Source organism: uncultured Cetobacterium sp. (assembly GCF_947038635.1).
Classification (GTDB): Bacteria; Fusobacteriota; Fusobacteriia; order Fusobacteriales; family Fusobacteriaceae; genus Cetobacterium_A.
In genome coordinates this window covers 1-14,970 of the sequence record NZ_CAMQXC010000019.1, presented here as the reverse complement: position 1 = coordinate 14,970, position 14,970 = coordinate 1, and the positions used below count along the sequence as shown (strand labels likewise).

At 28.6% G+C, this 14,970-nt stretch carries 4 protein-coding genes; all 4 read left to right on the top strand.

Annotated features, from left to right (window positions below; all coding sequences use genetic code 11):
- Positions 1–540 (top strand): hypothetical protein, encoded by a 540-nt coding sequence (locus tag Q0V08_RS03600; protein WP_297432155.1) that lies wholly within the window; start codon positions 1–3, stop codon positions 538–540.
- A complete protein-coding gene (locus Q0V08_RS03595) occupies positions 537–6,926 on the top strand; it encodes a hypothetical protein (RefSeq protein ID WP_297432154.1) in 6,390 nt (2,129 codons plus the stop codon). Before Q0V08_RS03600 ends, Q0V08_RS03595 begins: the two co-directional genes overlap by 4 nt.
- Before the next feature lie 154 nt (positions 6,927–7,080).
- Positions 7,081–10,635 (top strand): hypothetical protein, encoded by a 3,555-nt coding sequence (locus tag Q0V08_RS03590; RefSeq protein WP_297432152.1) that lies wholly within the window; start codon positions 7,081–7,083, stop codon positions 10,633–10,635.
- A 14-nt stretch (positions 10,636–10,649) separates the two neighbouring features.
- Positions 10,650–14,970, top strand: a 4,321-nt coding sequence (locus tag Q0V08_RS03585) for a GEVED domain-containing protein (protein ID WP_297432150.1), incomplete at its 3' end; no start/stop codon positions are given.

Below are 14,970 nucleotides of genomic sequence, written 5' to 3'. Positions count from 1 at the left end.
ATGAGAAAAAATATAATTTTGATAGTCTTTATGGCTATCTTTTCAATGAGTTTTAGCGAGATAAAAGTAAAAATAGTTGAGCCACTTAGATTTCGTGACATAAATCATACAGAGGTTGGACCTAATCAAGTTGTAGCAGTTTCTCATGTGGAAATCTATACAACTGATAAAGAAAAGGATTTAGGAAAGAGAATCACTTTTAAGTTTCCAAACTTTATAAATTTAACAAATAGAAAGAAATGGGTAAAAGTTGAAAGAGTGGGAATGGATAGAAAACAAAACGAGATAATATTAGAAAATGAGAGAGAGTTGGTTAAGTTCTATGCTATTTTAGATAGACGTGAACTTGATAAAGGTGAGAGTATTGAGGTTATAGAAGGAGAGTATGTAGGACAATTACCAATAGTTATGGGAGTGTACTCACTGGTAAATGTGAATACAAAACCAATAGAACCAGTACCAGAGGATGAAAATAGACCACAAATTTTACCAATATTTCCAGATGAGATGCCAAATAAAAATGAGGGGGGAGGGCTATGAGTAAAAAGTTAAAGAGCTTCCATAAGCTCTTTTTTATTATAATATTTTCAATAATATTTTCAGGAGTTATTGGAAGTGGAAGTTCACCAGATTTACCAGAAAAAATAGCACCAGAGTTAGAACAAATAGAGGCATTACCTAGAAGAACAAAGCCAGCAGAGCTAGATATAGAGGTTACAAAGATTAAAAGTGAACCTTTAGAAGATGTTTATATAGATAGAAAAAATAAAAATATCTATGTGGATTTTTCTAAAAAGAGAGAGCAGACTTTAAGAGGGGTTAAAGATGCAGAGGAACTAGAGAAAAAGTATAATTTAGTGGTGAGTGAAACTGTTCAGGGGACTAACGAGGTGAATGGAAGAAAAAAAAGTAGTAGAAACACCTCTTCAGTTATGGATTATGAGGTTGTAGAGTATCAAGGAAAAAAAGTTTTAAAAATACCTTATGAAAATGAACCTGAAAAGTTTTATATATCTATTCAAGAGAGTGGAAATGGTAAAGTTGTAAAGGTGTATGGGGTAGATGCTAAAAGTGCTCGAAGTGTGGAAAAGCAAGTTACTGAAAGAAAAGAAGTAACAGTCTTTTATAAAAATGGATATAATACAGGTTGGGTTGGGTTAAATAGAAATGGTATAGTAGGTCCTAATATGGAATTAATTAAAGAAAATTTTATATCTGGAAACATAATGGGATTTGACTATGGGTGTACACCAAATAAACATAATCATAATATAAAAATAAGTATAGAAAATGAACCGAATTACAGTATAACAAACCATACTCCAGGAGATAGATATAGTGATAGAACTATATCAATTGGAGTAATGAAAATATTTTTGAGAATATTTTGTGACGGAAGTAATATAGACTTTCAAATAACTCAATTACCAACAATTAAAAAGACTTATAAAATTAAAATAATTCATACAAATATAGGTGGTGAAATAAAAGAACATACTTTAAATTTAACTGAAGGTTATTTAGAAAATTTAATGACAATTAGAAATTCATTAAGAGATATTGTAATACAAGATACTGAAAATATAGTACAAGATATTTATAGTTTCGGTAATGTAAGTTTGGAACAAACTAATCCAGAAGTTTTATATGATCAAGCATTTCCTATAATAGGGTTAGGTCCTGAATTAGAAATAAATAGAGATGGATGGAGAGCTGAGACTTCTAATACTAACGAAAAAAGAACTATTCCTATTACAGATACTTTTAAAAATGTAGATAGCATGTTAGAAGCAAATTTATATTTTTTAAATATAAATTCAAATGGTGGTCAGTTATTGGAGAGATCAACACAAGAAATAAATAAAGAGATAACAGCAATAGGTAGTTATAAACCTAATACAAGAGAAAGAATAGGTGGAGAACTTGTTGTAAAAATAAATTTAAATGAATTAAAATCTATTCTTAATAACTTCAGAAATAATAGCTCATCTGAGATTGTGCTTTCATCTTCAAAACCAATAGGAGAACAATTAACTTTTGCAGGTGGACAATATAAATATAGTTATAAAGATGGAAAATATTTATATTACTATTTAGTTGATGATGTAAAAAAATATAAAAAAAGTATAAAATATCCTGATATAAAAATAGTGAAGCCACAGATATCGGATACTTCAAAATTAGAAATTAACAAAACTTTTAATACAAATAATTATATAATTTTTAAAGCAAATGGAATAAATACAGAAGCAGGAGTAACTTGTCCAATACCTGGAGAAAGAAGTTTGAAGTCCTTACATTTTAATGGAACATATACTTTAAATGAAGGCAATAAAATAGATATTGACGCCACAGGAAACTCAGTGATAAATACAATAAATATTTTTAATGGATTGAACACTTTAAATTTAGAAATTAAATATGAAGGTAGATATCCTAAGATAAAAATATTAAATAAACCTATGGCAGGAACTTATAAATTAAACATAAAACACTATGAATCAAGTGGTTTGAAAAGATTAGATTATAATTTAGACATAGTTATTAAAGAGGATTTTGCAAAAGAAAGATCAGTAACAGTAACTTATTTAAAAGGATATGACAGATTAATGCTAGATAAGCAAGGCTTTGAAAAAATTAATTTTGATATATTAGGAAAACCAAATGTAAACACAAGCACTAATGAATATATAAAAGTTGATACAAATGGAGAATTTATATCTGGGTTAATTGGGGATAGTATTATAAAAATAAAAAATATAAATGGAGAATTAATAAAAGAGGTAAGTGGCACTGAAAAAGAGATTGATTTAGGAGAGTTAAAATTATTTTTTAGTAGTCAGGGATTTTTTAGTTTACAAATGAAAACAGTAGAAAATCAAAAAATATTTGAGTACATAATTGAGCATTATAGTAAAAATGAATTAAAATTAAGAGACAAATTAAATATAAAAGCTATTCAAGAAAAAGTTAATGATAGAGAGGTTACGTTAAGCTATATAGATGGATACGATCACTATTTTGTAAGAAAAGTGGATATAGACTCTCAAGGACAAATTACACCAGGTATACCAGTAGAGTTAATAAGGGATAACTTTCCAAGTGGATTTATTACAGGTTTAAATACCTCGCCTTCAAACGATTATGATATAAAAATAAAAATAATAAGATTAAATTTAGATGGGACTGATTATACTCCAAAAGAAGAGAAAATAGGTGGAGTAGAAGAAATATTAATAATGAATGATTTTGATTTAATAGTAGGAAAAAATGGTATGTCCATAATAGTTAAGAACTTAAATAATTCAAATAGTTATAAATATAGAGTAGAACAGTATATAGAAGTTGGTGGAATAAGAGTATTAAAAAATAAAGATATTTTAAATATTAAAAATAAAAATATAACTAGAGAATTTGAAGTTAAATATAATATTAAAGATATTATCATTATTCCATCATTAGATGGAGATCCAAATAAAACAAAAATTGAATACCCTGATAATTGGGTGAAAATAATTCAATTAACTGATGATAAAAATAAATTTCCAGTAATAGGAATTAATCAAGTTTTAGGTGATACACAAAATAATAGTTGGAGTTTAGAAACACAGACTCCTTTAAATCCAATTAATCATAAACCTTATGTAAGTTTAGATCTTACTTCATCGAATAGCAGTAATATAAAGGTTCCTATAAACATAAGAGAGACACCATTTCAAAAAGCAGAAAAATTTTTAGTTTATGATCGAGGAGATATGACAAATAGAAATACAGCAGTTGGAGCATATACACCATTAAAATCTTTTAATATATCTCCTTTAAATAATGAAGTTCAAATTGATTTTGAAATGATTTTTGAAAATATTCCAACAAGTCAAATGGAGATTATATTAAAATATGCAAAAGAAAAATTTGAACAAGGACAAAATAAAGTAGAGATACCATATTCTAAGTCTATAAATAATCATAAAATATTAGCAATAAGAGGATTGCAGGAGAGCGTTGGGTCAAATCAAACTAAGTATAAAATAAATAGTAATAATATTTTATCATATGGAGTTGTAGATTTTCCAAAAATTTATGTAGTTAAAGATGGGGATATGATAGATAGTAATGTAGCGTTATTGAACTTTATTAATCCAGTTCCAAAATCAAATAAAGATATCTCAGGAACATTTGATATAAAAAATGGGATTATTGAACCTAATAATTTACCAGAATATAATCATCCAAGTTCTTTAACTGTATCTGGACTAACGTCATCTTGGCATGGGGTTACAAATGTTCCAGAATATCACAAAATAAAAATATATTCAGGAACAGATATAGGAATAGGAATAACTCCAAAAGCAGAGTTTATGACTACAGAGAGTGGTGAAATAAAAGGAGTTCATACAATAGCAACAAAAAATAATAAATATATTTTGATGAAAGGAAAAAATACTCCATTAGCTATTGGTATTTTAGAATGGGATTTTACAAAAATAGTGGAAGATACTATAACGTTAGTCCATTATAATAATGTGGGAAGAATAATTGCAAAAGATATCTATAAAATAAATATAGAGGAGTTTTTACCTAAAAAATATTTAGATGTTGTAAATTCCACTCTTATAAATAAAATAGACATAAATAAAACTCTAAAAGTAACAGCAGATGCAAGACAAGATTTTATAGAGTTTGGAAGTCTTAAATTGGAAAATTATCAAAAGGATATAACAAAAACAGTAGAAGATACAAAGGGGATAAAAATAGAAGCTTTATCAAACGAAATAACTTTATTATCAACTTCGGGGAATATATTATTAAAAGGAAATCTAAAATTTGATAATGGAAACAAAGAGATATTAAATCCCAATGAGAGCGCTAACTTAAGATTTGTATTATCTCAAGAATCTATAGATAATATAGAGAATTTAGTAGGAAAAACGTTTTCACTAATGACTCCTCTAGAATTAATAAAAATCAGTGGTGGGAAAAAAAATGAGATCCTTTTAAATAATCTAATAATAACTTTAAGTAATGCTCAAAGTGGAAATTTATCGAGTATGACGTATATATCAACAGTTACAAACTTAAAAATTAAAGATATAGATAATATAATTGCTACTAATAAAACTAAATTTGATTTAGATGGACAAATGACTTTAAGGCAAATTAATAGTGGACAAGGAAATTCAGTTCCAGCAATAGCTATTGGGAATGATGCCGTATGGAAATTTGGAGTTGATGGGATAACAAAAAGAGATAGAAGTAATTCTAAAACGAATAGAAGGGAGTTAAAAGTTCAATATGAAATAGTTGGAAGTAATCCAGTGAAAAAGATAGAAGTTTTTCCAGAATTAACTAAATCAAAAACAAAAGCAACTCAAGATAATTCAAACTATAATAGACCAATAAAATTATATACAGAGAAAAATTTAGATGATAAAGTTTTAACAGCAGTATCATATGCTGAATACAGAGATACCATGAGTGAAAGAATAACAACAGGTTTAACTTTAAATATTCCGATAGAACAATTAAAAGAGATAAAAAATGAATTAAAAAATATAAAAGGCGATGTGATAGAATTAAAGGCAGTAGGAGAAAATGCTAAAATAGCATATATTCATGGAAGAGATGCTGGAGGAAGTGGTATTTCAACGAATGGGAATACACTATCACTACCTACAGACACAAATATTTCAAGTAAATATGTGACAGAACTACTTCCAAGTATATTTATAGATAAAGAAAAATTAAATAAAAATTTAGAGATTAATCTTCTACCAACTTATCCTTTAAAAGAGGAACAAGAAAAAATTATTTTTAAAAGTATGGAATCTCCATTTTATTCAGCTGGGAAAGTAATAATAAATCCTACTAATGATAATAGAGTAATGGAAGGATTAAATTATCAACATAAAATTAAATTAACTTTACCAGGAGGAGAAATAAAAGAATATAATACTTTATTAGATGGGGCGATAATTATAAAAGAAGTTATTGAAAAAAATGGTAAAAGCATAACTTTAAATGTAGATTACAAATCAGGAAATGAAGCTCACATATGGATAACAAATAGAAATGGAGCACAGTATTATGATTTAGTTCTACAACACATTGATCCTTCTGGGGATGTGAGAAGAACAATAAATCTTAGAATTAATTCTGGATTGGAAGGATCTACATCAGCAAAGCAAGGGGAGATGGATTTAACCATTAGTTCAAGGTATAATCCAATAGATGGGCAATTAAATAGTGAACCTATTTTAATAACTAAAGATGGAGTAAAATATCAAACAGAAGTATTAGATTTAAAACTTTTAAATGGAGATTATCCTATAGAATTAAAAGAGAACCAGAAAGCTTATATAAATGAAGAAGAGATTTTTTTAAATGAGAGCTATACAACAGTTACTTTAAATAAAGGAACTATAATAAAAGCTAAACAAGAAAGTAACGGAGACTTAAAAATTAAACCTATTTACTGGAATTATAATACAGAGGATGAATTTATATTAGAGTATAAAAAAGAAAGTATAGTAACAAATCAATATAAATTCAATGTAAAATGTCCAGAGTTTTTTGTAGCATCATCTGGAGTTTTAGATTTTGGAAAGCTATATCAATTTGGAAATCCTCAAGATAAAATAGTAACTACAAATATAGAGTTAAACTACAATACAAATGTAAATGCTGAATATTCCTTAGATATTTCTCAAGGAGAATTAGCTATAGGAACAGATATCTTTAAAAATTATTTGTATTTAGATGATAATAAAACTTTATTAGTTAAGGATTTATTTTTAGGGGAAGAAGTGGGAAAAGAAACTACTAAAAGAACACTACCTTTAACAGGAACAATTCATGGTCCAAGTATACTAAAAGCATCAGAGGGAAAGTATGAAAAAACTATACAAATTTTAATTCACTTAAAATAAAAAATATTAAAAAAGTAGTACTAACAAACGTTGATAAAATGTTCTGTTAGTACTTTTTTTATTTTGTTCTAAAACTTTTTTTCAATAAAAAGGAACAGAAAGAAAAGAATAGAAAAAACATTTAAATAAAAAAATTTAAGTGGGGTGAAATTTAATGAGTGATAAAAAATACCTAAAAAAGATATTGTTTTTATCAGCATTCTTAATTGTAGCACAGGGTGGTTATTCTGAAGAAAAATTAGAGAATCAAGTGATTTTAAAAGAGATTTCAACAGATAATAATGCTCAAATTGATTTAGATAAACCTTATGAAGAACAAGATTTAATTACACCAGGAAGAATCACTTTAAAAAACAATGGTGGATACATATATTCCATAGTTGATCCAATTCCAAAAGAACCAAAACTTTCAATAAAAGCAAATAAGAAACAAAATATAGACTCAGAAAAAATTGAATTTTTTATGTACACAAATTATCAAGAGATTATAAAAAAATGGGAAATACTGATTTATGATGAAGAAGATATTCATAAACTTGATCCAGTTGGAAAATTAGAGGGAAATGAGGTTTTATTAAATAAACCTATAGTATTTTCTTATCCTAATGAAACAGTAAAAGAGGGAGATAAGTACTTTTATACTTTGAAAGTTTATGACGAAGAGGGACGATTTGATCAAACAGATGTTTATCCTATAGAGTTTGTAACTCCAATTAACGCAACTAAAAATGTAGATATAGCAAATAGTATCTATGGAGATGATGGGGCAGTTATAAGAAACATACAACTTAAAGGATCTAAAGTTAGGGTATATGGAAAAGACTTACAAGGAGTACAAAAATTATCAGTAAATAATCAACAAGTAAATTTAGATTATAAAGGTGATTTTGCCTACGAATATTATACAAATATGATAGGTGATTTAAATCTACCTGTATTGATGACTGATGAAGAGGGAAATGAATATAATTATGGTATGGATGTATATTTACCATCAAATTATACATTTGCAGTTGGAATAGCAGATATGTTTATTGGTAAAAATTATGTTTCAGGAAGTAATGCAATTCTTCAAGATAATTATAAATACGACGATAATGTTTTTTCATCAGGAAGATTAGCTTTTTACTATAAAAGAGTTTGGGAAGATTATAGATTAACAGCTCAAGCAGATACTTGGGAGCAAGAAACAAAATATCTATTTAAAGGTTTTTCTAAAAGAAGACCAAGAGATCTATTTGAAAAATTAGAAAGAGATGATATAGAGTTTAATTTAGGAGATGAGTCTACATATTACAGAGATACAGATACTTCAGGAAAGTTTTATATAAAATTAGAAAAACAAAAATCAAGTATTTTATGGGGAAGCTTTGATACTGGATTTACAGGGAATTATTATGCTGATTATGATAGAAGTTTATATGGATTTCAAGGAATATATGTAAGTGAAAAATCTACTGATTTTGGAGAAGCTAAAACTCAAGGAAATGTTTTTGTAAGTGAACCAGAGACTATGTTCACAAGAGATGAGTTTAGAGGAACTGGAGGAAGTGTATATTTTCTAAGTTTCCAAGATATAGTTGTAGGAAGTGCTAAAGTAAAAGTTCAAGTAACAGATGGTAGAACAGGAAGAATTTTAAGAGAAGTGGTACTGCAAGATGGAAGAGATTATGATGTAAATGAACTTCAAGGTAGAATTATTTTAAAAAATCCACTTCCGACTATAATAGCAACAACAGAAGATGGAATAATTAAAGATCAGCCGTATTATGGAGACAATGTAAATTTAGTAGTTGATTATGAATTTTATTCTAATGATACAGATTTTGGAAAAACAACTTATGGAGTTAGAGGTAAGTCTTGGATAACAGATAATTTAGCTCTTGGTGGAACTTTAGTATCAGAAGCGAGAGGGGATGAGTTAGAAGATTATGAACTTCAAGGCATCGATGTAACTTTGAGAAAAACAGATAATACTTTTATGAGATTTGAATATGCTCACTCTAAAGGAACTCAAGCTATTGTAAATAATTTTTCATTTAATGGAGGATATGATTCATATTTAGATAGAGATAAATATGAAGAGATGATAGCTAATCCAATGAAATATTTTAATAATATTTCAGGAGACGCATACTCTATATCAGGAGAGGTAGCTTTTAAAGATTTTAGTGAAAAGTTTGATGATAGAGATAGTGGAACATTCTGGTATAACAGAAAAGATAAAGGATTTTCAACAGCTGGATTCTCAAATAGTAGTGAGCATGATGATTATGGATTTACAAGTGAATTTCAATTGACAGACAAATGGGATATTAAATTAGGAGCAAATAAATTTAAAGAAAATGACTCAGATTTATACACAGAAGAACCTATATCTTTAGAAGAGGATAGAATAAATGGAGCAATAGGTTATCAATATACAGAAAAATTGAAGCTTTCTGCAGAACTTGAATATTTAAAAAATAGAGAAAGTGGAATAGAAACATTAGATAATCCAAATGAAGAAGCTTTATTAGCCGGAGTGAGAGCTGATTATGAATTTCAGCCAAATAGAACAGTATATGGAATTGTACAAACAGCAATTTGGGATGATAATTATGGAGCAAATAATATATATACTTTGGGAACAGATTTAAAAGTAACAGATAAATTTCGTTTAAAAGCTGAAGGAAGTACTGGAAATAAAGGAAATGGAGCAGAAGTACTAGGTACGTATGACTTCACACCAGATCATAGTTTATATATGGGGTATGCTTTAGATGATAATAATGATTTCGGATCAAATTATGGACAGGAGCACACTTTTACAGTTGGACAAAAGTTTATGTATGATCAAAAAACATCTATGTATCATGAAAATCAATTTTTAAAAGATAATGTAGGGAAAGGTATCCTTCAATCTTATGGAGTAGATTATGCATACTCAGAGGAGATTACTGTAGGAACTTTAGTTCAACAAGGGAATTTAGAAACTTATGATGGAAATTTAGAAAGAACATCAGTAAGTGTTTACAGTAGATACTATGTAAGAGATTTTATGATTAGAAATAAGCTTGAATTTGGAAAAGATAAAGGAGCAGGAATGTCTGCAGATAGATGGGCTACTATTAATAGAGGAAAATTAATTCTAAATGATGAATATACTCTATTTGGAGAGTTAAACTATCTTTATAGAGATGCAAAAGAGGAAAAAGATGATAGATCAGTGGAAGCAGGTTTAGGTTTAGGATATAGACCTGTTTGGAATGACAAATTAAATCTTATAGGTAAGTACGAGTATGTTCAAAATATAGGAATTAATAATCAATTTAATGCAACAAATGATACAAAAGCTCATATACTATCTCTTGAAGGAATATATGAATTAACTCAAAGACTTGATATAGGAGGTAAGTATGCATTTCGTACTGAAGAGTATCGTGCTGGTAGAGGAGAGGGAGATTGGTATAATTCTAAGTTAGATTTGTATGCAGTTAGATTAAACTATGAGGTTATTAAGAGTTGGTATGCATTTGGTGAGTATCACATTTTAAGAGATATAACAGATGACTCTTATGAGCATGGAGCGTTATTAGGAATATATAAAGAGGTACAAGAAAACTTAAAAGTAGGGGTAGGATATAACTTTACTGAGTTTGATGACGATTTAAGTGATTTAGATTATAGTGCTAAAGGTTGGTTTATCAACGTTATTGGTAAGTTTTAAAGAGGGAGGTTATTATGAATTTAAAGTATAAGGACTATGTAAAAAGTTTAATACTAATATTAGTCTTTTTTATAAATAGTTTAATGTCAATAGCAGGTCCATTTCCTGCTGATTTGAGAGATGGATTTTTAATACAGGATTTAGGAAGTGGAAATATTAGGGTAAATCAAATAGATTTAGTAACAGGAACAAGGGTAAAGGTTCAAGAGTTAGCTGTAGGTGGAACTGGAAATAATGCCTACGGTTATAATCCAAAAGATAACTATATATATGGGATACAAGTAACAGCTGTAAATGGAAATGATACTTATAATTTAGTTCGAATAGAACCAACAGCAACAGGATTTACATACACTAAAAAACCTATAACAACGTTAGTTCATAACATAGACAATGGGATGTTTATAGGTGATTTTGATAAAGATGGAAATATGTATGTGGCGGGAGATGGTTCTGATGGAGCAGCAGGAGGACCAATATTTAAGATAATAATAAATACAGATGGATCAGGAAGTGCTACAAAATTAGCTATTGATAGAGGAGCTCCAAGATTTGCTGACTGGGGTTATACTGATAGAGTAGGAGGAGAAGAAAGATTCTATTTTATATCTGATGGAGGAAGTTTATATTATTTCGCAAAAAATGGTTCAACTCTTGTAAAAAGTGGAGCGATAGCTTCTAATATAACTACTGGTGGAAATACAGTAGTTGGAACATTTGTAGCGGGAACAGATCTTTTTTATTATCCTTCAGGTTCAAGCCAGTTATATAAAGTTGATTTGTTAAATCCAACGGCTGGATCTCAACCTTTTTCAAATGTAGCAAACCCAAGTAGTAACGGAGATGCTGCTAGAAATTATCAAATAGTAATTCCAGCTTTAGCTTTAGGAAAAGAGGTTACAAATGGAACTACGTTTACACAAGGATCAGATATAAAATATAAACTAACTGTTAAAAATGCAGGAGATTATCCATTAGGAGATCCAGCATTTAATTCTCACTATACAGTTACAGATATAATTAATTCTCAAAAAATTTCTACTATTGCTACAGGAGTAACAGCAAAATTATATAATTCATTGACAGGAACAGTTTTTACAAATGTAGCTGGATTTCCAACAACAATAAATTATACAACAGTGGATTCTACAACATCAAAGTTTGAATTAAAATCTGATGGTGGACCTTTACCAAAAATTCCAAAGGGATATAGACTTGAGATTGAATATACTTTAAAAAGTAAAATATATTCATTTGTAGGAGATCAAGACCAAATAACAAATACTGCTGTAGGAACAGTTCCTGGAAAAAGTGTAACAAGTGAAGCTAAAGTTAATGTTATAACAACACCACCAGAATTAGGAATAGTAAAATCTGTAGATAAAACAACATTACAAAAAGGGGATACATTACAATATAATTTAGTAATAACAAATAAAAGTACTTCTAAGAATTTTACAGGAGTAGTTGTAAAAGATATTTTAAAGGCTGATGTGACACAAGTTTTTGAGACTTTTAGTGTGTATGATTCTAATGGAACAACATTGATTGGAGAAGTTATTGATACAGATGGATTAACAAGCAATAATTTAAACTATACTATAACATCTGGAGAAACAACTATTAATATTGGTACAATTGCAACATTAGGACCAAATACAGGAAAAACATATATATTAAAAGGAAGAACAAAGACTAGTTTAACATTATCAACTTTACAAAACTCAGCTTTAGCAGATCCCAATGAATTAGATCCTGTTCCTTCAAATGAGGTAACAACAATAATAACAGGAGAAAAACCTTTTGATTATGGAGATGCTCCTGATACATATAAAACAATAACATCAAATCCACCAAGACATACTCAAGTAACAAATACACCGTATTTTGGAAAGGGAGTAGATTATGAAACTATATGGACACAACCTCTGGGAACTAATGCTGATTTAGATGATAAAACAGGAAGTGATGACGAAGATGGAATAGTTTCAGTTAATGGAGTTGCATATGATTCTACTTTACCAATTTTATTAATAGAGGGAATAGAGAATATAATAACTGTAAATGTAGGAAAAGTTTTATCAGGTGGAGCAAAAGTAAAAATATGGTTAGATGGATTAAATGGAAATATAAATAATGGATTTGATAATAACAATAGTCAAGTTATTTATGATGCCACTGTATCCACTGCTGGAAATATGGATGTAAAGTTTCCATTGTCAGTATTAGGAAATAGAACTACTACTGCTGGAAAAACATACTTAAGAATGAGAATAACAAGTTCAGCAAATTCAAATCAAATAAATTCAACTGGAGGATTAGCTGATGATGGTGAAGTTGAAGATTATTTAGTTTTCATATCAGAAAGAAAAACTGATTATGGAGATTTACCAGATACATATAAAACAAAGCTTTCATCTGATGGGCCTAGACATTTAGATGTTTATTTATTTGGTCAAGGAACTCCAGTAGGTGGAAATCTATTTTTAGGTGATACTAAAACTTATGAAAATGATGCACCAACATCTTTAACTGGAGTTGAAGATATAGGAGATGACGGAGTAAAAGACAATACTGGAAATATATTGTCAGTAATTTATACTAATGAAGATAATATTTTAACAGTAAAAGCAAATAGTTCAGGATATATAGGAGTATGGGTAGATTTTAATGGAAATGGAGTTTTTGAGTTAACTGAAGTAATTACTCAAGCAGTAGTTGCAGGAAACAATACAGTTGTGATTCCTGCTAATAGATTTACGTATGATCCTGGATTAGTAACAACAAATAAAAAAGGAGTTAGAGTTAGATATGCTTCTGATGAGGCTAGTGTTAATAAACCAACAGGATTATCCATAGGAGGAGAGGTAGAGGATTATTATGTACCTTTTATAAAAAAAGTAACAGATATAACTGTTGTAAAAACAGCACCAACATCTGTAATACAAGAGGGAACAATAGCTTATACTTTAACACTAACAAATACAGGAAATATAACTCTTAAAGATTATGTATTAGTAGATAAACCAGACATTACGAAAGTAGATGTAACACAAATAACAGGAGTATCAATTTTATTGGATAATCAACCTACAACAGGAACTACATTTACATATAATTCTGGAACAAATCAATTTGAGCTAGGGGGAACAAAACCAGAAATACTAGCAGGAAAGAGTTTAGTAATAAAATATACATTAAAAAGTAAAGTTTTCGATATAACTACAAGTAATCAAATACCAAATACGGTAACTGTTACAACAGGAAATATAACAAAAGATGCCACAGCAAATGTAAGTGTAATAACAAATAAAGTTGGAACATTGGATAAAGTTACATCAACACCAACGATAAATCAAGAAGGAGTGGCCACATATACACTAAAAGTTGTAAATACAGGAAATGTTTCGTTAACAGGATATACATTAGAGGATACTCCTGATCTAACAAAAATAGATATTTCAAGTTTAACTGTAACTTCAATAAAGATAAATGGAACATTGGTAGGAGCTCCTACAGAGTTTAAAGGGAATATATCAACAAATCCTACAAAATTAGTTTTATTCCAAGGACCTACAATACCAGTGGGAGGTACACTAGAGATAGTATATACACTAAAGAGTAAACTATTTGATACAACAATAAATAATAAAATAATAAATATAGGTAGTTTACTAGTGGCTCAAGGTGGACAACCAATAATAGATACAGCAGAAGTTCAAGTAAATCAAAAACCTGATATAAAAATAGATAAAAAAGCACCTACAACAATATCTCAAGGTGGAACGATTGATTATACTTTAACATTAATAAATACAGGAAATATAACTTTAAAAAACTACACTCTAGTGGATAAACCAGATCCAACAAAAGTAGATGTGACACAAATAACAGGAATATCAATCATATTAGATGGCCAAACTGCAGCAGGAGCTACATTTACCTATAACTTAGGAGCAAGTCAATTTGAATTAGGTGGGACAAAACCGGAGATTCCAATAGGAAAAACATTAGTGATTAAATATACATTAAAAAGTAAAGTTTTTGATATAACTACAACTAATCAAATACTAAACACAGTAACTGTAGCAACAGGAGATATAACAAAAGATGCCACAGCGAATGTAAGTGTAACAACAAATAAGGTAGGAACATTAGATAAATCTACATCAACACCAACAATAAATCAAGAGGGAGTGGCAACATATACATTAAAAGTTGTGAATACAGGAAATATACCTTTAACAGGATATGTATTAGAAGATACACCAGATTTAACAAAAATAGATATTTCAACTTTAAATGTAACTTCAATAAAAGTAAATGGAACATTAG

Coding starts and splice junctions, on each gene's coding strand:
- Q0V08_RS03595 (WP_297432154.1), top strand. CDS start 537: ATGAGTAAAAAGTTAAAGAGCTTCCATAAGCTCTTTTTTATTATAATA.
- Q0V08_RS03600 (WP_297432155.1), top strand. CDS start 1: ATGAGAAAAAATATAATTTTGATAGTCTTTATGGCTATCTTTTCAATG.
- Q0V08_RS03590 (WP_297432152.1), top strand. CDS start 7,081: ATGAGTGATAAAAAATACCTAAAAAAGATATTGTTTTTATCAGCATTC.